Origin of the sequence: Thioalkalivibrio sp. ALJ2 (assembly GCF_000378325.1) — a bacterium.
In the GTDB taxonomy this organism is placed as follows: Bacteria; Pseudomonadota; Gammaproteobacteria; order Ectothiorhodospirales; family Ectothiorhodospiraceae; genus Thioalkalivibrio.
On the sequence record NZ_KB899555.1, the window covers coordinates 121,647 to 139,367 of the forward strand.

At 67.3% G+C, this 17,721-nt stretch carries 22 protein-coding genes and 1 tRNA gene; 10 read left to right on the forward strand and 13 right to left on the reverse strand.

Translation table 11 applies throughout. The annotated features are described in order from the left end of the window. Positions 1–107: 107 nt before the first annotated feature. From F468_RS0105775 to F468_RS0105785, 3 genes are read right to left on the reverse strand one after another with little or no spacing between them, the layout of a single operon-like run. A complete protein-coding gene (locus F468_RS0105775) occupies positions 108–386 on the reverse strand; it encodes a glutaredoxin domain-containing protein (protein WP_018138622.1) in 279 nt (92 codons plus the stop codon). Then, complete coding sequence (locus F468_RS0105780; protein WP_018138623.1) at positions 386–814, reverse strand: rhodanese-like domain-containing protein; 429 nt, start codon at positions 812–814, stop codon at positions 386–388. Before F468_RS0105780 ends, F468_RS0105775 begins: the two co-directional genes overlap by 1 nt. Positions 815–842: 28 nt before the next feature. Continuing rightward, positions 843–1,178, reverse strand: coding sequence for a helix-turn-helix transcriptional regulator (locus F468_RS0105785; RefSeq protein WP_017925754.1), 336 nt, complete (start codon positions 1,176–1,178; stop codon positions 843–845). A gap of 77 nt (positions 1,179–1,255) precedes the next feature. Between F468_RS0105785 and F468_RS0105790 the strand changes: the two genes are divergently transcribed. From F468_RS0105790 to ruvA, 6 genes are all read left to right on the forward strand, one after another. After that, positions 1,256–2,455, forward strand: a complete 1,200-nt coding sequence (locus F468_RS0105790) for a peptidoglycan DD-metalloendopeptidase family protein (RefSeq protein ID WP_038038402.1) — start codon at positions 1,256–1,258, stop codon at positions 2,453–2,455. A gap of 141 nt (positions 2,456–2,596) precedes the next feature. After that, entirely contained in the window at positions 2,597–3,883 is a 1,287-nt protein-coding gene (locus F468_RS0105795) for a S41 family peptidase (protein WP_018138625.1), read from the forward strand. 12 nt (positions 3,884–3,895) lie between these two features. Further along, the gene (locus tag F468_RS0105800) at positions 3,896–4,450 is read left to right on the forward strand and encodes a DJ-1 family glyoxalase III (protein ID WP_018138626.1); all 555 of its coding nucleotides are present in this window, start codon (positions 3,896–3,898) and stop codon (positions 4,448–4,450) included. 161 nt (positions 4,451–4,611) lie between these two features. Next, the gene (locus F468_RS0105805) at positions 4,612–5,349 is read left to right on the forward strand and encodes a YebC/PmpR family DNA-binding transcriptional regulator (RefSeq protein ID WP_018138627.1); all 738 of its coding nucleotides are present in this window, start codon (positions 4,612–4,614) and stop codon (positions 5,347–5,349) included. Positions 5,350–5,397: 48 nt separating this feature from the next. After that, positions 5,398–5,913, forward strand: a complete 516-nt coding sequence (ruvC, locus tag F468_RS0105810; RefSeq protein ID WP_018138628.1) for a crossover junction endodeoxyribonuclease RuvC — start codon at positions 5,398–5,400, stop codon at positions 5,911–5,913. After that, positions 5,910–6,515, forward strand: a complete 606-nt coding sequence (gene ruvA, locus F468_RS0105815; RefSeq protein ID WP_018175406.1) for a Holliday junction branch migration protein RuvA — start codon at positions 5,910–5,912, stop codon at positions 6,513–6,515. The genes ruvC and ruvA overlap by 4 nt, the downstream gene beginning before the upstream one ends. A 55-nt stretch (positions 6,516–6,570) precedes the next feature. Here ruvA and F468_RS0105820 read toward each other — a convergent pair whose 3' ends face one another. Then, positions 6,571–7,011: a DUF3617 family protein gene (locus tag F468_RS0105820; protein ID WP_018138630.1), complete on the reverse strand. Its 441-nt coding sequence runs from the start codon at positions 7,009–7,011 to the stop codon at positions 6,571–6,573. A gap of 119 nt (positions 7,012–7,130) precedes the next feature. On the opposite strand from F468_RS0105820, the gene F468_RS0105825 reads away from it, so the two are divergent. Further along, a complete protein-coding gene (locus F468_RS0105825; protein WP_038049037.1) occupies positions 7,131–8,090 on the forward strand; it encodes a matrixin family metalloprotease in 960 nt (319 codons plus the stop codon). A gap of 34 nt (positions 8,091–8,124) precedes the next feature. On the opposite strand, the gene F468_RS0105830 is transcribed toward F468_RS0105825, so the two are convergent. From F468_RS0105830 to rplU, 9 genes are all read right to left on the reverse strand, one after another. Beyond that, positions 8,125–9,429 carry an OmpP1/FadL family transporter gene (locus F468_RS0105830; RefSeq protein ID WP_018994754.1) on the reverse strand — a complete coding sequence of 435 codons (1,305 nt, stop codon included), beginning with the start codon at positions 9,427–9,429 and terminating at the stop codon, positions 8,125–8,127. Between the two features lie 165 nt (positions 9,430–9,594). Further along, positions 9,595–9,783 carry a DUF3185 family protein gene (locus F468_RS0105835; RefSeq protein ID WP_018994755.1) on the reverse strand — a complete coding sequence of 63 codons (189 nt, stop codon included), beginning with the start codon at positions 9,781–9,783 and terminating at the stop codon, positions 9,595–9,597. A gap of 24 nt (positions 9,784–9,807) precedes the next feature. After that, the gene (locus F468_RS0105840) at positions 9,808–10,065 is read right to left on the reverse strand and encodes a GlsB/YeaQ/YmgE family stress response membrane protein (protein WP_018138634.1); all 258 of its coding nucleotides are present in this window, start codon (positions 10,063–10,065) and stop codon (positions 9,808–9,810) included. 63 nt (positions 10,066–10,128) lie between these two features. Beyond that, a complete protein-coding gene (gene recG, locus F468_RS0105845; RefSeq protein ID WP_081601204.1) occupies positions 10,129–12,258 on the reverse strand; it encodes an ATP-dependent DNA helicase RecG in 2,130 nt (709 codons plus the stop codon). Next, positions 12,212–12,601, reverse strand: a complete 390-nt coding sequence (locus F468_RS0105850; RefSeq protein ID WP_018138636.1) for a RidA family protein — start codon at positions 12,599–12,601, stop codon at positions 12,212–12,214. Before F468_RS0105850 ends, recG begins: the two co-directional genes overlap by 47 nt. Positions 12,602–12,686: 85 nt before the next feature. Continuing rightward, positions 12,687–13,817, reverse strand: coding sequence for a glutamate 5-kinase (gene proB, locus F468_RS0105855; RefSeq protein WP_018138637.1), 1,131 nt, complete (start codon positions 13,815–13,817; stop codon positions 12,687–12,689). Further along, positions 13,814–14,881 carry an Obg family GTPase CgtA gene (gene cgtA / locus F468_RS0105860; RefSeq protein ID WP_018138638.1) on the reverse strand — a complete coding sequence of 356 codons (1,068 nt, stop codon included), beginning with the start codon at positions 14,879–14,881 and terminating at the stop codon, positions 13,814–13,816. The genes proB and cgtA overlap by 4 nt, the downstream gene beginning before the upstream one ends. Positions 14,882–14,969: 88 nt before the next feature. After that, positions 14,970–15,230, reverse strand: a complete 261-nt coding sequence (gene rpmA, locus F468_RS0105865; RefSeq protein ID WP_012983372.1) for a 50S ribosomal protein L27 — start codon at positions 15,228–15,230, stop codon at positions 14,970–14,972. Between the two features lie 33 nt (positions 15,231–15,263). Then, complete coding sequence (gene rplU, locus F468_RS0105870; protein WP_012983371.1) at positions 15,264–15,575, reverse strand: 50S ribosomal protein L21; 312 nt, start codon at positions 15,573–15,575, stop codon at positions 15,264–15,266. Positions 15,576–15,777: 202 nt separating this feature from the next. On the opposite strand from rplU, the gene ispB reads away from it, so the two are divergent. From ispB to gmk, 3 genes are all read left to right on the forward strand, one after another. Further along, the gene (ispB, locus tag F468_RS0105875) at positions 15,778–16,746 is read left to right on the forward strand and encodes an octaprenyl diphosphate synthase (RefSeq protein ID WP_018175413.1); all 969 of its coding nucleotides are present in this window, start codon (positions 15,778–15,780) and stop codon (positions 16,744–16,746) included. A gap of 128 nt (positions 16,747–16,874) precedes the next feature. Continuing rightward, positions 16,875–16,951, forward strand: a tRNA-Pro gene (locus tag F468_RS0105880). 85 nt (positions 16,952–17,036) lie between these two features. After that, entirely contained in the window at positions 17,037–17,687 is a 651-nt protein-coding gene (gmk, locus tag F468_RS0105885; RefSeq protein WP_018138640.1) for a guanylate kinase, read from the forward strand. The last annotated feature ends 34 nt before the right edge of the window (positions 17,688–17,721 follow it).

Here is a 17,721-nt window from a genome sequence, read left to right on the forward strand (position 1 = left end):
TGTTGTTCCGAGTCGTGGAGAATGGGATTCGTGTGCGGGAATCGTAAAGGAATGTGGCGCCGGATAGGAGTCAAGAGGCGGGTGAGTTTTCCCGTCGTCCTGGGGGCTCAGGCGTCGCTGGTGCGCGCGATGCCGGCCGCTTCGGCCATGCGTTGCAGTTCACCGGAGCGATCCAGCGCCTGCAGCTCGTCGTATCCGCCGATATGGGTGTCACCCAGGAAAATCTGCGGCACCGAGCTGCGGCCGGCCCGCTGTTCCATCTCCGCGCGCGCCCCGGGTTCGCGGTCCACCGGGTGGTCGTCGAAGGGGTAACCGTGGTGGATCAGCAGCCGGCGGGCCAGCAGACAGAACGGGCAGCGGACCGTGCCATAGACCTCGAAGCGCATTACTTCTTCTTGATCGGCATGCCCGCGGATTGCCAGGCCTGGATGCCGCCCTGGAGGTTCACGACATCCTGGAACCCCGCAGCGGTCAGCTGTGAGGCGGCCATCGCGGAGCGGTTACCGCTGCGGCAGTACACCACTACGGGCTTGTCCTTGTACTTGGCGATGTCGTCCATGCGCTTTTGCAGGCTGCCCACCGGGATGTGCTTGGCCCCACCAATGCGGCCGGAGGCGATCTCGTTGTCCTCGCGCACATCCAGCACCAGGCTGTCGTCCTGATTGATCACGCGCACGGCCTCGCTCGGCGAGAGGGTGCGGTACTTGCGGGTCAGGCGGCGGAACTCGGTGAACAGGATCATCCCGACAACCGCCAGCAGGGCACCGGTCAGGATCGGATGATTGGACAGGAATTCAGGGAGTCTTTCGAGCATTCAGGCCGCCGCGTCGGTCAGGGAGATGTCAGGAGCTGCAGAAAACGTCCTGCATCATACCGATCAGGCGCAGCGTGCGGGAGTCCCCCACTCGGTAGTAGACACGGTTCGCATCCTTGCGGGTCGCCAGGATGCCCTTGTCGCGCAGGATGCCCAGGTGCTGCGAAATGTTGCTCTGCGAGGTCCCGACCTGATCGACGATTTCCTGTACGCTGATCTCGCGATCGCCGAGAATGCAGAGGATCTTGAGCCGCAGGGGGTGGGACATGGCCTTGAGCGAGCGCGAGGCCCGTTCAATGTCCTCGTCCTGAGACATCAGTTCTTCTTCGACCATCTTTTCTTCTTCGACCGCTTCGTTGCTCACGGCATGCCTCTTTATTGTTTTGCGAAACAGCAAGCCCGTAACCGGGTGAGAATATAAGTACCTAAACGTACCCCGATATGCGAATTTGCGCAATCTTGACTTCCCGATACCCCTTACTGCTTGTTCTGGCGGCATTTTTGCTGGCGCCCGCAGGCAGCCTGTCGGCGTTTGAACCGGAGGCCGAACTGGAGGAGACGCTGGAGGCGATCCGTGACCTGGAGCGCAGTCAGGAGGAGCGCCAGGCCGCGCTCGAACGTCTGGAGGATGAGCTCGAGCGCGCGGCGCGGGGCAGCAGCGAGTCGCGGCGCGAACTGCGCGAACTGGAGGCCCAGCGCGAGCAACAATCCGAGGTGATCGCCGAGCACGAGGCGCGCGTTGAGCAGGAAGAGGAACGGCTGCGCGAGGAACGCGTGCAGGCGGGGCGCCTGCTGCGCGACCAGTGGCAGCGCGACCGGCACCCGGGACGCGTACCCGGCACCGGAGGCGAGGGCGAGCTGAGCCGGTTGCACCCGGAGATCGCCGCGCGCCTGCGCGAGGCGCGGGCCGAGGCGCTGGCGGCCCTGGGTGAACAGCTCGAGGTGCTGCGCGCCGCGCGCGACGACCTGGAACGCGAGCAGGCGGTGCTGGCCGAGCAGGAGGCGGCGCTGCGCGAGGTGGTGGCGGATCTCGAACGCGAGGAGGAGCGGCAGCGTGTGGCGATGGACGAGCTGGAACGCGCGATCGCGGACGAAGCGCTGGAGCTGGCGCGGCTGGAGCGCAATGCCGAGACGCTGGAAGACCTGATTCGCGAGGTGGAGCGCGATGCGGCTGAACGCGAAGAGCGTGCTGCGCGGGGCGATCCCCCACCCGAGCGTGCGCCCGTTCGTTCCGATGTCGCCTTTGCTGACCTCCAGGGCGAGCTTCCGATGCCGGCGGACGGCTCGGTCGTTCGGCGCTTCAACGAGCCGCGCGGCAGTCGTCTGCAGTCACGCTGGCGCGGAACCGTGCTGGAGGTTGACAACGGCGAGTCGGTGCACGCCGTCCATTTTGGTCGTGTGGTCTACGCCGACTGGATGCAGGGCTACGGTTTTCTGGTGATCCTCGACCACGGGAGCGGTTACCTGACGCTGTACAGCAACCTGGAGGAAATCCTGGTCGCCGAGGGCGAGGAGGTCGAGGGCGGCACGCGGATGGCCCTGGCCGGCGCCGGGCGCGAGGCGATCGCACCGGGACTCTACTTCGAGATTCGGCGAAATGGCGATCCGTTGAACCCTGAGGACTGGTGGCTATCTCAATGACGAGCGTCACGAAATAATCGTGACCGTGTTTGAAGGATTTGTCGGGCGAAAACAGCAGACGCAGTCGGGCGTTCAGGCATGGGTCAGATTCCCGGTGCTACCATCGGTCCGGTAAATACCTCCGTTTCTAGAGGATCGGTAATGAAGAAGTCTTGTCGCACTGGGTACGCCCTGGTGGTGGGTTTGGTTGTCGGTGTCATGCTCAGCGTGTCGGTGGCGGTGTATGCCGATCGCGAGAATGGCGCACAGAATGCCTTGCCGGTGGAGGACCTGCAGCGGTTTACCGAGGTGTATATGCGCATCAAGCGCAATTACGTCACCGAGGTGGACGACAAGGAGCTGCTGGATAACGCCATCCAGGGGATGCTCTCCGGGCTGGACCCGCATTCGGCCTATCTCGACGAGCAGGACTTCGAGGACATGCAGGTCGGGACCTCCGGCGAGTTCGGTGGTCTGGGGATCGAGGTCGGCATGGAGGATGGCTTCGTCAAGGTCATTGCCCCGATCGACGACACCCCGGCGAGCAAGGCCGGCATCCAGGCGGGTGACCTGATTATTCGCCTGGACGGTGAATCGGTGCAGGGCATGACGCTGTCCGATGCCGTCTCCAAGATGCGTGGAGAGAAGGGCTCCGACATTACCCTGACCATCGTCCGCGAGGGCGAGGACCAGCCGAAGGAGATCACGCTGACCCGTGACCGTATCCAGGTCCAGAGCGTGCGATCCGAGATCCTCGAAGACGGGTATGGCTACCTGCGTATCAGCAACTTCCAGCAGCGCACCGCGCGTGACGTCGTGCGAGCCGTCGAAGAGCTGAAGGAAGAGGGTGATCTGCGCGGCCTGGTGCTGGACCTGCGCAACAACCCGGGCGGCATTCTGAACGGTGCGGTCGGTGTGTCCGATGCGTTCCTGGAGGAAGGGCTGATTGTCTACACCGAGGGCCGGCTGGAGGACTCGCAGTTCCGCTACCAGGCCTCGCCGGGTGATGTGCTCGGCGGTGCCCCGATGGTGGTACTGGTGAACCGGGGTTCGGCCTCGGCTTCCGAGATCGTGGCCGGCGCCCTGCAGGACCACAAGCGTGCGGTGGTCATGGGCCAGAACACCTTTGGCAAGGGTTCGGTGCAGACGATCCTGCCGCTGACCGAGAACACCGGTATCAAGCTGACCACCGCGCGTTACTTCACGCCGGACGGCCGCAACATCGAGGAAGACGGCGTAGAGCCCGATATCCGGCTGGAGAACCTGACGGTCTCGCGTGCCGATGACGGCAATGGCCGCGACGCCCAGGTGCGCATGCAGCGGGAGCTGCAGGGCGAGGACGTGCCGGAGGATGATGACGACAATGGCGAGAGCCTGGCCGAGCGCGACTACGGCCTGAGCGAGGCCCTGAATCTGCTCAAGGGGCTGAACATCTACAGCCAGCGCTGATCGGAGGTGGCCATGACGCAGGAAACACCGCGTGTCCTGGTGCCGCTGGCGGCCGGGGCCGAGGAGCTGGAGGCCGTCACCATCATCGACTTGTTGCGCCGCGCGCGCTTCGAGGTCACGGTCGCGGGGCTCGAACAGGGCCCCGTGCGCTGTTCCCGCGGGACGGTGATCCAGCCGGACGCCACGCTGGAAGCAGTTCAGGACGATGCCTTCGACCTGATCGTGCTGCCCGGTGGGCTACCGGGCGCCGATCACCTGCGCGACGATCCACGGGTACAGGCAATGCTGCGGGCACAGGCCGAGCGCGACGGCTGGCTGGGCGCGATCTGCGCCGGGCCCAAGGCGCTGGCGCAGGCGGGTGTGCTGGAAGGTCGCCGCGTGACCTCGTTTACCGGGGCACTGGACGAATCGGGTATCCCCTCTACCGGGGGGCTCGTGGAAGTCGACGAGCGCATCATCACCGGACGTGGTCCGGGGGCGGCGATGGACTTTGCCCTGACGCTGATCGAGCAGCTGGCCGGGCGCGAGGCCCGCGAGGCCGTCGAGGGGCCGTTGCTACGTCCTTAGCAAGGCAGACCTTTCCTGCTCCCCGTGCACGCCCTGCGCGGCTCCATCCAGCGTCCCTTTGCATCCTGGCATGAACCCGACGGCCCCAGTCGATTAGACTGTGCGGGTCTCGCGGTCGCCTGGCCGCGCCCAACGAACCCAACCCAAGGAGTCGTGACCGAATGGCAGGCCACAGCAAGTGGGCGAACATCCAGCATCGCAAGAACGCCCAGGACGCCAAGCGCGGCAAACTCTTTACCAAGCTGATCCGCGAGATCACCGTCGCTGCCCGGCAGGGCGGGTCCGACCCCGAGACCAATCCGCGCCTGCGCCTGGCGATCGACAAGGCGCTTGGCGCCAACATGACGCGGGATACCATCGAGCGCGCGGCCAAGCGCGGCGCCGGTGAGTCCGACGGGGCCGCGATGGAGGAGATTCGCTACGAGGGTTATGGCCCGGGCGGTGCGGCGATCCTGGTCGACTGCATGACCGACAATCGCAACCGGACAGTGGCCGAGGTCCGCCACGCCTTCTCCAAGATGGGTGGCAACCTGGGGACCGATGGCTCGGTGGCCTATCTGTTCCAGAACAAGGGCGTGGTCCGCTTTGCGCCCGGTCTGGACGACGAGACGGTCATGGAGGCCGCGCTGGAGGGCGGCGCCGAGGATGTGCAGGTCGAGGACGACGGCGCAATCGAGGTGATTACCGAGCCCGATGCCTATCAGGACGTGCGCCAGGCGCTGCTGGACCGCGGACTGGAGCCGGAGAGCTCCGAGGTCACCTGGCGCCCGGAGACCCTGTCGCCACTGGATGCGGAGACCGCCGAGTCCGTGCTGAAGCTCCTGGAGATGCTGGACGACCTGGACGACGTGCAGAACGTCTTTACCAACGCCGATTTCCCGGAAGGCGTGGGGCAGTGATGCCGCGCTGCTGCGCGCCGTAATCCGCGCCTCTCTGGACAAACAACGATGCGTATCCTTGGTATCGATCCCGGCTCGCGGATTACCGGCTTTGCGGTGATCGAGTATGCCAAAGGCCAGGGCCGTTCCCGCGGCCATGGCGTGATCCGGCCCAGATCCAAGGGGTTTCCCGAGCGCCTGGGCGAGATCTTCGCCGGTGTCGTTGAGGTGATCAGCGAACTCAAGCCCGACGTACTGGCGATCGAAACGGTGTTCGTCGCGCGCAATGCGCAGTCGGCGATCAAGCTGGGGCACGCCCGGGGGGCCGCCATCTGCGCGGCGACCCAGGCCGGGCTCCCGGTACATGAATATGCGCCGCGTGCGATCAAGATGGCGGTGGTCGGCGTGGGCAGCGCGGACAAGGAGCAGGTCCAGCACATGATGCAGCAACTGTTACGTCTGACCGAACCGGCCAGCAGCGATGCCGCCGATGCCCTGGCCGTCGCGCTGTGCCATGCCCATACCGCCCAGCACCAGGCGCGTCTGGCAGGGGCCGCCTCGGCCGTGATCGGGGGGCGCCCATGATTGCCCGGCTGGAGGGGACGCTGATCAGCCGCGAGGTGAATGGCGTGGTGATTGATGCGGGTGGCGTGGGCTACGAGGTCGAGGTTCCGCTCTCCACGCTGGCGGCCCTGCCGGAGCCGGGCGGCAGTGTCGTGCTGACCACGCACCTCGTGGTACGCGAGGATGCGCACCAGCTATTCGGGTTCATGCACAAGCGCGACCGCGATCTGTTCCGGCGTCTGATCCGGGTCAACGGGATCGGGGCCAAGCTCGCGCTGGCGATGCTCTCGACCTACGCGGGCGATGAACTGGCCGGCCTGATCAGCGGCGGTGACGTGACCGGACTGGCCAAGGTCCCGGGGATCGGCAAGCGCACGGCCGAACGGGTGGTGCTGGAGCTCGGCGAGCGACTGGCCGAGATGGGATTCGCGGCCACGCCGGGTGTCGCCGGCACAGGGGTCGATGCCCCGGCCGCCGCGATGGACGGCGAGGCCCTGGCGGCGCTCGAGTCGCTGGGTTATCAGCGCGCCAGCGCGGAGAAGATGGTCGCCGCCGTGCGCGATCAGGCCGATTCGGTAGAGACGCTGGTGCGCCTGGCATTGCGCGCGACCGTCAGGCGCTGAGAATGCCGGCCCGGTATCGCCTGGGCCGGTCAGATACGGTCAGCAGGCGCCCCCCCTAGCAGTCGCCGATGCGCTGGCCTTCAACCGAGATTCGCACGGACATGGGACCCATCGGCGAGTCGATCTCGCTGGTCATCTCGCCCTCCGCTCGATCCCCCATGAACTGCATTGAGCCCTGCATGTCCATGCTGGTGCCGTCGGGATCGGTGCAGGTCATGGTGTAGTCCACACCGTCCGCGCGCATGTCCATGCTGTCCACGCTGCAGCCGTCCGGTGCCTCGATCATCTCCTCGCCGCGCGCGAGGTCGTCCTCGGTCACGCACTCGGTGTAGGTCTCGGTCTGCTCCGGCATCTGGTGCGCGCCGTCCATGGTGGTGGTGTTCGTGTACTCCCACTCGCCCGGCTGGATATTCGGTGTTTCGGCCTGGGCCACCAGTGGCAGGAACGCGAACGGGACGGCGGCCAGCAGGCTGTAAAGGCTGGAACGAGGCATCATGATGGGGCTCTCCCTGCGAAATGTGTGCGGTTCATGGTGCCTTGGCGCTTGCAGGGGAGCAAATTGGCGAATGTCTCTGATCGGTGGCATGTTGCGGTTGGGGGTCTCGGAGGGGATGCATGGCCATACCATTATGGGTGTTGGGCGGTGCGGGTGCCGTGGTGCTGGGCGGCGCCGTGCTGCTGGACGGGGATCCGCGCGATTTCCTGGCGGGCGGCGGGCATCCGGCTGCTCCCGGCTGTGCGATTCCGGTGGAGATGCATCTGGGCGAAATCGACCCGCGCTTCGAGCTGGAGCCCGACGAAGTGCGCCGCGCACTCGATGCCGCGGTGGCGATGTGGGAGACCCATACCGAAGAACGGCTGTTTACCGCCCGCGACGGTGAAGGGATGGTCGTGCGGCTGGTGTTCGACGAACGTCAGGCCGGCGCCATGGCGCGGGAGCGCTCGCGTGCGCAGCTGGATCAGGCACAAGCGGATATCGACGATGCCCGGGAGCGCCTGGACCGCCATCGCTCGGCGCTGAACGCCGACGTCGAGCTGTACGAACGCGGTGTGCGCGGGTTCGACGAGCGCCGCCGTGCGCACGAAGGCCGGGTCGCCGACTGGAATGCGGGGCGCGGGGAGCGCAGTGCGCAGGCCCGCGAGCGTCTGGAACGGGAAGCGCGAGAGCTGCGCGAGGAGCATGAACGACTGGAAGAGCGCCGCCGCGGGCTGGAGGATCGCCGGTCGGATCTGAACGCGGCCGGTCGCGACCTGGAACGCGAGATCGCCGCCCTCAATGAGCAGGTCGATCAGTTCAACCGGACAGCGGCTGCGGGCAGCGGTTTCGACATGGCGATCTACCAGCAGCAGGGCAACCGTCGCAGCATCACGGTCTACAAGGCGAGCGACATTGACGAACTGCGCCTGACGCTGGCACACGAGCTCGGCCATGCGCTGGGGATCGGGCACGTCGATGACCCCGCCGCGGTCATGCACGCGGAGCTGGGCCCCGCGAACGCGGGCCGCGAGGACCTGGCCGCGGCGGATCGTGCCGCGCTGGTGGAGTCGTGCGGGGTGGAGCTGGTGAAGCCGTGAAGGGCCGGGGCGCGATCCCTCGCCCCGGCAGGCATCAGAAGCGGTAGCGCAATCCGGCCGACAGGACGTGTACATCGCCCCGCGTGCGCCCGCGAGTCTCGGTGGTTACCCCGGCATTGGCAAACTCCGATTCGAGCTCGATCGACTCGCTGTCAACGTCGATATAGGCATAGCCGAAGTCGAAACTGAAGCGATCGCTGGCGCGGAAGCTGGCGCCGACCGTGTACCAGGTGCGGTCGCCATCCGGTGTGCGCGTGCTGCGAAATCCGTCGCGGGTCGGTGTGCGGTCGTACTGGATTCCGGCGCGCAGCGTCCACTGCGGGTTGGCCTGATATTCTGCGCCCAGGGCGATCGTATAGCTGTCGCGATAGTTCTGATCCAGGGTCTGGATGGAACCGCCACCGCTGCCGCGAACATCGATCTCGTCGAAGTTCGACCAGCGAAACCAGGTGTACTGCACAAGCCCGGTCCAGCGGGCATCGAACTCGTGCGACAGGGCGACGCTCGCGATATCCGGCAGTTTCAGTTCGGCCTGCGCGGATATGGTGTTGGTATCCGCACCGGTCCCGGCCGGGGGCGTGATCGTTGCGGTGCCACGCAGGTTCTGGCTGACCCCGTGGCGGTAGTGCAGGCCCAGCCGGGTCGCGTCGGTCAGGTCGGCCTGCAGGCCCAGGTTGAAACCGACATCCCAGCTGTCGCCCTCCAGCTTGAATTCGCCATCGGTGTCCGGATCCGGTCCCGCGGGCGAGGGGATGGCGCTGCGCAGCGTGGCGTTCGCGTAGTGCAGGTCCAGGCCGCCGCCGATGGAGACGCGCTCGCTCAACTCGAAGGCCATCGACGGGTGCAGGTTGATCACCTTCAGGTCGGTCTCGGTGGAGTCGTAGCGGCCGAAGAAGTCGTCGTCGTAGTCGTTGGCCAGGCCATAGGGTGCGGTCAGCCCCACGCCCAGCCACAGGCGCTCGCCATAGCGCTCGGCCCAGTAGAGGTTCGGGACGGGGGTCGGCTCGTACGGGTTGCCGCCGTTGCCACCGTCGGTGGCCTGTTCGCCGAAGGCGCCGGTGGCCGAGGAGCCCCGGTCGCTCATGCGTGTGCGCGGCATCAGCAGGTGCACGTTGGCCTGAAACTCGCCGCTTTGCAGACGCGTCATGCCGGCCGGGTTGAAGTAGATGGTGCTGGCGTCATTGGCGGCGGCGGCCTCGCCGGCATAGGCTCGGCCAAGGCCGGTGACACCCTGTTCCTGGATGTAGAACCCCGCTGCGAGCAGGGTGGCCGGCGCGGCGAACACGGCGCCGGCGACGGCCACACTGAGCGCCAGTCGGCGCGTGGAATAGTGCGTCATGCGGTCCCCCGGGGTCTTGTTATGGTCGGGGCAGGGCGTGCCCCCCGTCCCGGGGTGACCGCCTGCTCCCGGTCCGGACCCTACCGGGTCGGACGATATGCGCCAACCTTTTTTCGGGGTGTGAGCATTGGAAAAGTCATACGCTGGGGGATGACTGCGGGGGAGTCAGACCAGTAGGGCAAGCCCCACGACCGCGGCGGTGACGCCCCCGGTCAGCAGGGCAAGCGTGCGCCGGGTGAAGCGGCCGAAGAACAGGCGGGCGGCCCGTTCACGCAGGCCGAAGCTGTCCTGCAGTCCGACGATGGCCGCGATCAGGCCACCGACCAGCAGGACAATGCCGAGGATCTGGATCATTGCGTCTCCCTCCATGCGGTTCGTTTACCACTTGCGTGGTGCGATCAGACGCAGCAGCGCCAGCAGCAGAATCGCCCCGACGGTGGCCGCCACCAGGGTCCCGATCAGGCCGGCCGTCGGTACCCCCAGCTGGGTGAACAGCCAGCCACCCAGCACCGCCCCAATGACCCCGATCACGATGTTCAGCAGGATGCCCTGGCCGGCGCCGTGGACCAGCAAACCCGCGAGCCAGCCGGCGATGCCGCCGACCAGCAGCAGCAATAACAGTGATTCAACGGGCATTGAGTACTCCTTTGCTCTCTTGTCTGATGGATGACGGGGACGGGCGTTCCGTGCGGCCCGGATTCAGCCGACGGTGGCATAGCGCGTGGCGCTGCCCAGCCAGCGCTCGATCAGGGCCGCAGCACGCGGCCGGTCCTCGCGCACGCGCAGGGCCAGTTCCGTGGCCTCCTCCAGCAGGTCCTGATCGCGTGACCAGTCGGCCACGCGGAAGCTGCGGTCGCCCGTCTGGCGTGTGCCCAGCAGCTCGCCAGGGCCGCGCAACCGGAGGTCCACCTCCGCGATCTCGAAGCCGTCGTCGGTGCGGCGCATCGCCTCGAGGCGCTCGCGGGCGGTCTCGCCCAGCGGCGGGCGGTAGAGCAGCACGCAGGCGGAGGCGGTGTTGCCGCGCCCGACACGTCCACGCAACTGGTGCAGCTGCGACAGCCCCATGCGTTCGGCGTTCTCGATGATCATCAGGCTGGCGTTGGGGACATCCACGCCGACCTCGATCACCGTGGTCGCGACCAGCAGATCGAGCGCGCCGGCGCGGAAGCGTTCCATCACCGTATCGCGCTCGGGCCCCTTCATGCGCCCATGGGCCAGCCCGATGTTCAGCTCCGGCAGCGCTTCGCGCAGGCGTTCGGCGGTCGCCTCCGCGGACTCTGCCTCCAGTTGTTCCGATTCCTCCACCAGCGGGCATACCCAGTAGGCCTGGGTGCCGGAGCCGCAGGCGGCACGGATGCGCTCGATCACCTCGTCGCGGCGCTCGTGGCTGATCAGTGCGGTGCGCACGGGTGTGCGCCCCGGTGGACGCTCGTCGATGACCGAGCTGTCCAGATCGGCGTACAGGGCCATGGCCAGGGTGCGCGGGATCGGGGTCGCGGTCATAATCAGTTGATGCGGCGTCTGGCCGTTGCCCTTGTCGCGCAGGGCCATGCGCTGGTGCACGCCAAAGCGGTGCTGTTCGTCAATGATCGCCAGCCCCAGGCGCTGGAAGCGGACCTCCTCCTGGAACAGGGCGTGGGTGCCGATCGCGACCTGGCGCTGACCACTGGCCAGTTCCGAAAGCAACTGGCTCCGCTCGCTGGCGCCCTGGCGTCCGCCCAGCCACGCCACCGACACGCCCAGCGGTTCCAGCCACATGGCGAGATTGCGCCCATGCTGACGGGCGAGCAGCTCGGTGGGGGCCATGAATGCCACCTGATGGCCCGCCTCCACCGCCGCCAGGGCGGCCGCGACTGCGACCAGGGTCTTGCCGGAGCCGACGTCGCCTTGCACCAGCCGGTTCATCGGAGCCGGGCGGGCCAGGTCCTCGCGCACCTCGTGGATCACGCGGTCCTGTGCGCCGGTGGGCTCGAACGGGAGCTGGTCGCGCAGTTGTCGCCACAGTGCGCCCTCGGGGCGGATGACCGGCGCGCGGCGCGTATCCTGCGGGGCGCGGCTTTGTTCCATGCGGGCGAGCTGGTGGGCGGTCAACTCCTCCAGGGCCAGGCGGGTGCGTGCGGGCCCGCGCTGCTCGGCGGTGTCCAGTGCATCCAGGGCCTCGGCCCGCGCCGGCGGGTGGTGCAGCTGCTGCAGGGCCGTGTGCAGCCCGGGCAGCTGGCGCTGGTTCAGCTCCGGGAGCAGGTCGGGCAGCTGCCCGGTCGTCGGCAGGACCTCGGTTACCAGCTGGCGCAGGAGCTTCTGCGAGATGCCCTCGGTGGTGGGATAGATCGGAGTGAGGTGGGTCTCCAGCACGGGCGGTTTCGTGCCCACCACCTGGAGTTCCGGGTGCACGCACTCCATTGCGCCGGGCATACCGCGGGGCTCGCCGAAGGCGCGAATGCGCGTGCCCGGGCTCAGGCGGCGTTGCTGACCACTGCCGAAATGGAAGAATCGCAGCAGGATGGACGCGCCGTCCTCTTCCAGCGTGACCACCAGCATGCGTCGGCGGCGATGGACGACCTCGGCATGGGTAACCCGGCCCTCGAACAGGGCGGGGAGTCCCGGGCGCAGGGCGCGGATCGGGGTCAGCCGGGTACGGTCCTCGAAGCGCAGCGGCAGGTGCAGGAGGAGGTCGCGGGCCTGTTCCAGGCCCAGGCGGGCCAGACGCTCGGCCACTGCGGGGCCGACGCCCTTGAACCCCGTCAGCGGTGCCTGAAGGTCCACCGCGGTCGCCGCGCGCGGATCAGCCGCGCGGGCACCAGGCGATGGCGTCCATCTCCACCTGCGCACCCTTGGGCAGGGCGGCTACGCCGATTGCGGCGCGGGCCGGGTACGGCTCGGCGAAGACCTCGCTCATGATCTTGTTGACCAGCGGGAAGTGGGTCAGGTCGATCAGGAAGATGTTCAGCTTGGCGATGTCGGAGAAATCCGCACCGGCGGCCTCCAGCACGGCCTTCAGGTTGTCGAACACGCGGCGGATCTGGTCTTCGATGCCGCCGTCGACCAGCTCCATCGTGGCCGGGTCCAGCGGGATCTGGCCGGACAGGTACAGGGTGTCGCCGGCACGCACGGCCTGGGAGTAGGGGCCGATCGCGGCCGGGGCATTTTCGGTCTGGATGATTTCGCGCGACATGCGGGCTCCTTGGCTCGGGTCGGTGATTCGGGATGCGGGCACCTTACCGCATTCGTCGAGCGGTGGGATCGCCGGGGCAATGCATCTACAAGAGAACGAGATTGTCGCGGTGAATGAGCTCGGGTTCCAGGAGGTAGCCAAGCTCCGCCTCGACATGGTCCGCGCGCAGGCCGCGGATGCGTTCCACCTCGCTGGAGGCGTAGTTGGTCAGCCCGCGCGCGACCGGGCGGCCGTCCGGGTCGACGCAGGTCACGACCTCGCCGCGGCGAAAGTCGCCGCGCAGGCCCACCACGCCCACCGGCAGCAGGCTGCGGCCCGACTCGCGCAGTACGCGTGCTGCGCCGGCATCCAGCAGGAGTTCGCCGCGCGAATGCAGCTGGTCGGCCAGCCAGCGCTTGCGCGCGGCCAGCGGCTCGCGGTCGGGCTTTAGCCAGGTGCCCAGGCGCTCGTTCTTCAGCACGCGGCCGATCACCTGGGCCTCGCGCCCGGAGGCGATCACGGTATGCGTGCCGGAGCGCGCGGCGCGCTCCGCGGCCTTGAGCTTGGTGGCCATGCCGCCGCGCCCCAGGCGCCCGAAATCGGCAGCCACGAAGCGGTGCAGTTCGGTATCCGTGGCGCGGCCCTCGTGGATCAGCTCTGCGTCGGCGTGCTGGCGCGGATCACGGTCGAACAGGCCGTCCTGGTCGGTCAGGATCAGCAGCAGGTCTGCGACCACGAGGTTGGCGACCAGGGCCGCCAGGGTGTCGTTGTCCCCCAGCCGAATCTCCTCGTAGGCGACCGTGTCGTTCTCGTTCACCACGGGGATGGTCCCCATCTCCAGCAGGGCCTGCATGGTCGAACGGGCATTCAGGTAGCGCGAGCGATCGGCGAGGTCGTCATGCGTCAGCAGGACCTGTGCCGCGTGCAGGTCGTGGCTTGCGAACTCCCGCTCGTAGGCCTGCACCAGACCCATCTGCCCCACGGCCGCGGCGGCCTGCAGGCGATGCAGCTGGTGCGGGCGCTCGCTCATCCCGAGCCGGCGCATGCCCTCGGCCACGGCGCCACTGGAGACCAGGATGACCTCCAGCCCCTTGCGCCGCAGCGCGGCGATCTGGTGAGCCCAGGATTCCAGCGCCGGGCGATCCAGGCCCGCGCCATCGGCGGTGATCAGCGCGGAGCCGATCTTGACCACCACGCGGCGGATGGCCGGGAGTTCGCGCAGGGCGCGGGTGCTCACGCGTGATCCTCCCCGGCCTCGCCGGTCGCCGTGGGGGCCGTGGCGGGCTCCTGGTTGGCCGCTTCGACGTGGCGCATGACGGCCTGCATCAGCGCGTCCACCCCGTCGCCGGTGGCCGCGGAGATGGTGAACACCGGGCGCTCGCCGCCCGCCACCTCGCGCACCCTCGTGATCAGGGTCTCGAGGGCCTCGGCGTCCAGCAGTTCCTTCTTGTTCAGCACGATCCAGCGCGGACGGCCGGCCAGTTCATCGCTGTGGCGTTCGAGCTCGCCCAGCGCGGTCTGCATGTCTGCGACCGGATCGGCCTCGGGGTCGGGCGGGGCCACGTCGACCACGTGCAGGAGCAAACGGGTGCGCGCCAGGTGCTTGAGAAAGCGGGTGCCTAGCCCGGCGCCCTCTGCCGCGCCCTCGATCAGGCCGGGGATATCGGCCATCACGAAACTCTGGTTCGGTCCGATGCGCACCACGCCCAGCTGCGGGATCAGGGTGGTGAACGGGTAATCCGCGATCTTCGGGCGTGCGGCCGAGGCGCGCGAGAGCAGGGTGGACTTGCCGGCATTCGGCAGGCCCAGGAGCCCCACGTCAGCCAGTACCATCAGCTCAAGCGCCAGCTTTCGCAGCTCGCCCGGCGTGCCGGGCTTGCTCTGGCGCGGGGCCTGATTGGTAGAGGACTTGTAGCGGGTGTTGCCGAGCCCGTGAAAGCCGCCCTGGGCGACCAGCAGGCGCTCGCCGTCGCGGGTGATATCGCCCAGGACCTCGTCGGTATCGGCGTCACGGACCTGGGTGCCGACCGGGACCGGGATCTCCAGGTCCGCGCCGGAGGCACCGGTGCGCTGGCGCCCCATGCCGTTCTCGCCACGCTGGGCGTCGAAGCGGCGCTGGTAGCGGAAGTCGGCCAGGGTGTTGAGCCCCTCGTCGCCGACCAGCCACACAGAGCCGCCATCGCCCCCGTCACCGCCGTCCGGCCCGCCAAACGGGATGAACTTCTCGCGGCGAAAGCTCACGCAGCCGTTCCCGCCGTCGCCGGCCTTCACGGTAATGGTTGCCTCGTCGATGAACTTCATGCCGCTTCTTCCTGGTTCCCGTTCTTGATGCGCACAATAAAAAAGCCCCGCGGAACGGGGCTTTTGGCGCTACCAGTGGCGTGTCCGCTTACTGCTGCGGCTGCACGCTCACAAAGCGCCGGTTGTTCGGCCCACCGACCTTGAACACGACCTGGCCGTCCACCTTCGCGAACAGCGTGTGGTCCTTGCCACAACCCACGTTCTCGCCGGGATGATACTGCGTCCCGCGCTGACGGACGAGGATGTTGCCGGCGCGCACGACCTGGCCGCCAAAGCGCTTTACGCCCAGGCGTTTGCTCTCGGAATCGCGCCCGTTGCGGGTACTCCCGCCTGCCTTTTTATGTGCCATGGATTCGTTCTCCTGAAAAAGTGCGCCGGCGCGTCAGCCGGCGATGCCGGTGATGCGCACGGTGGTGTAGTGCTGGCGGTGCCCCATCTGCTTCTGCGAATGCTTGCGGCGCCGGAATTTCATGATGTGGACCTTCTTGGCACGGCCATGGTCCTCGACCTTCGCGGTCACCTTGCCGCCGTCGACCAGCGGGGCCCCGACGCGAACATCGTCGCCCGAACCGACCATCAGCACCTGGTCGAACTCGACCTCGGAGCCGGCTTCGGCCTCAAGCTTTTCGATGCGGATCACGTCACCTTCGGCGACGCGGTACTGTTTACCACCTGTTGCGATGATCGCGTACATTTCCCTGGGACTCCGTTGCGATACCTGTGTGGACCGGCCCGTAAAGTCTGGAACTGAAGACCGGTCTCGCGAAAGGGCGGAAATGCTAGCAGCGAGTCGCGTTCGGGTCAATGCCATTCGGCGGTGCGCGCTTGACACCCCACCGGGGCCTTCCTAGCATGCCAGCGCCTACCAACTTCCTCATACTGGCGCGCCTACCCGCATGTCCATCAACGCAATCCGAGAGCTGGCTGCAGACGACATGCAGGCGGTCGACCAGTGCATCCGTGACCGGCTCAGTTCGCCGGTGGTGCTGATCAACCAGCTGGGTCACTACATTATCCACTCCGGGGGCAAGCGCCTGCGGCCCCTGCTGGCGACCCTGTCGGCGCGCGCCTGCGCGGTCGAGGGCGAGGAGCCGGTGGTGCTGGCCGCAGTGGTGGAATTTATCCACACCGCGACCCTGCTGCATGACGACGTGGTCGATGCCTCCGAGATGCGCCGGGGCAACGAGACTGCGAACCACATCTTTGGCAACGAGGCCGCGGTGCTGGTCGGCGATTTTCTCTACTCGCGCGCGTTCGAAATGATGGTCGAGGTCGGTTCGATGCGGGTGATGGAGATCCTGGCCCACGCGACCAACGTGATCGCCGAGGGCGAGGTGATGCAGTTGATGAACTGCCACGATGCCGATGTCGACGAGGCGCGCTACATGAACGTGATCCAGTCAAAGACGGCCAAGCTGTTCGAGGCCGCCTGCCAGCTGGGCGCCATCCTGGGCGAGCGTCCGCGGGCCGAGGAAGAGTCGCTCGCCCGCTATGGTATGCATCTGGGTACCGCCTTCCAGCTGATCGACGACGTGCTCGACTACTCCTCCGACGATGCCGTGACCGGCAAGCGCATGGGCGATGACCTGGCCGAGGGCAAGCCGACGCTGCCGCTGATTCAGGCGATCCGGGTCGGTACGCCGGAGCAGCAGACCATTGTGCGCCAGGCGATCGAGGACGGCGGGCGCGAACAGGTGGATGCAGTGCTCGAGGTTGTCCACGCCACCGGGGCCCTGGACTATGCCCGCGAACGCGCGGCCGCGGAGACCGAGGCAGCGATTGCCGCGGTGTCCGTGCTCCCCGAGTCGCCACACCGCCAGGCCCTGATCGACCTCGCGCGCTTCGCGGTGGGCCGCGATCACTGACCGGGCGCGGCCGCGGGTCGGTGCACTCGCGGCCGCGCAAGCGCATCGGGCGTTGTCCGGATCACGTATTCCGTTGGCCGAGGGCATGGACACGCCCGGAGTGGCTCGGCATAATAGCGGGCTCGGTTCGGAGTGTAGCTCAGCTTGGTAGAGCACTGCCTTCGGGAGGCAGGGGTCGAAGGTTCGAATCCTTTCACTCCGACCAACTCTATTTCCCTGGTGTGCCGGGTCGTATCTGGCCGGCAGCCAGCCGATGATTCCATTCCTGTTCTGCTCCTGCGGACGCGTTCATGACCGCCACTTCCCAGGCCGTTCGCGGCACCCTCTACATCGTTTCCGCGCCATCGGGCGCAGGCAAGACCAGCCTGGTCGCCGCTTTGCTGGAGCGGGTGGAGCAGGTCGAGGTCTCGGTCTCGCATACGACGCGCAAGCCGCGCGCTGGCGAGGTTGACGGCGAGCACTATCACTTCGTCTCGGCCGAGGAATTCCTCGGCATGATCGAGGACGGCCAGCTGCTGGAACACGCGAAGGTGTTCGACAACTTCTATGGCACCGCACGCGCCAGCGTCGAAGAGCGCCTGGATGCCGGCATGGACGTGATCCTGGAGATCGACTGGCAGGGTGCGCGTCAGGTGCGTGCGGCGGTGCCGGATGCGCATTCGATCTTCATTCTGCCGCCGTCGCGCGACGAGCTGGAACGCCGCCTGCGCGGACGCGGGCAGGACAGCGAAGAGGTTATCCAGCGGCGCCTGCGCGACGCGGAGTCTGATTGCACGCATTTCCGCGAATATGACTACACGGTCGTCAACTCGGATTTCGAGCGGGCGGTCAGTGATCTGGCCAGCATCTTCCGTTCCAACCGTCTGCGCACGGTAGAGCAGGAGATACGCTCCGCATCGACGATACGGAATCTGTTGGCGAGCACGCCGGGCACGGCGTAACATGCAGTATTAACGACTCATAACCGGAGTACCC

What these genes read in the sequence shown, in the direction of transcription:
- F468_RS0105790 (WP_038038402.1), top strand. Translation starts at nt 1,256, where the DNA reads ATGCGAATTTGCGCAATCTTGACTTCCCGATACCCCTTACTGCTTGTT.
- F468_RS0105840 (WP_018138634.1), bottom strand. Translation starts at nt 10,065, where the DNA reads ATGCCCGTTGAATCACTGTTATTGCTGCTGCTGGTCGGCGGCATCGCC.
- ispB (WP_018175413.1), top strand. Translation starts at nt 15,778, where the DNA reads ATGTCCATCAACGCAATCCGAGAGCTGGCTGCAGACGACATGCAGGCG.
- ruvC (WP_018138628.1), top strand. Translation starts at nt 5,398, where the DNA reads ATGCGTATCCTTGGTATCGATCCCGGCTCGCGGATTACCGGCTTTGCG.
- F468_RS0105780 (WP_018138623.1), bottom strand. Translation starts at nt 814, where the DNA reads ATGCTCGAAAGACTCCCTGAATTCCTGTCCAATCATCCGATCCTGACC.
- F468_RS0105825 (WP_038049037.1), top strand. Translation starts at nt 7,131, where the DNA reads ATGGCCATACCATTATGGGTGTTGGGCGGTGCGGGTGCCGTGGTGCTG.
- rplU (WP_012983371.1), bottom strand. Translation starts at nt 15,575, where the DNA reads ATGTACGCGATCATCGCAACAGGTGGTAAACAGTACCGCGTCGCCGAA.
- F468_RS0105850 (WP_018138636.1), bottom strand. Translation starts at nt 12,601, where the DNA reads ATGTCGCGCGAAATCATCCAGACCGAAAATGCCCCGGCCGCGATCGGC.
- cgtA (WP_018138638.1), bottom strand. Translation starts at nt 14,881, where the DNA reads ATGAAGTTCATCGACGAGGCAACCATTACCGTGAAGGCCGGCGACGGC.
- F468_RS0105820 (WP_018138630.1), bottom strand. Translation starts at nt 7,011, where the DNA reads ATGATGCCTCGTTCCAGCCTTTACAGCCTGCTGGCCGCCGTCCCGTTC.
- gmk (WP_018138640.1), top strand. Translation starts at nt 17,037, where the DNA reads ATGACCGCCACTTCCCAGGCCGTTCGCGGCACCCTCTACATCGTTTCC.
- F468_RS0105775 (WP_018138622.1), bottom strand. Translation starts at nt 386, where the DNA reads ATGCGCTTCGAGGTCTATGGCACGGTCCGCTGCCCGTTCTGTCTGCTG.
- ruvA (WP_018175406.1), top strand. Translation starts at nt 5,910, where the DNA reads ATGATTGCCCGGCTGGAGGGGACGCTGATCAGCCGCGAGGTGAATGGC.
- F468_RS0105800 (WP_018138626.1), top strand. Translation starts at nt 3,896, where the DNA reads ATGACGCAGGAAACACCGCGTGTCCTGGTGCCGCTGGCGGCCGGGGCC.
- F468_RS0105835 (WP_018994755.1), bottom strand. Translation starts at nt 9,783, where the DNA reads ATGATCCAGATCCTCGGCATTGTCCTGCTGGTCGGTGGCCTGATCGCG.
- rpmA (WP_012983372.1), bottom strand. Translation starts at nt 15,230, where the DNA reads ATGGCACATAAAAAGGCAGGCGGGAGTACCCGCAACGGGCGCGATTCC.
- F468_RS0105805 (WP_018138627.1), top strand. Translation starts at nt 4,612, where the DNA reads ATGGCAGGCCACAGCAAGTGGGCGAACATCCAGCATCGCAAGAACGCC.
- F468_RS0105795 (WP_018138625.1), top strand. Translation starts at nt 2,597, where the DNA reads ATGAAGAAGTCTTGTCGCACTGGGTACGCCCTGGTGGTGGGTTTGGTT.
- F468_RS0105830 (WP_018994754.1), bottom strand. Translation starts at nt 9,429, where the DNA reads ATGACGCACTATTCCACGCGCCGACTGGCGCTCAGTGTGGCCGTCGCC.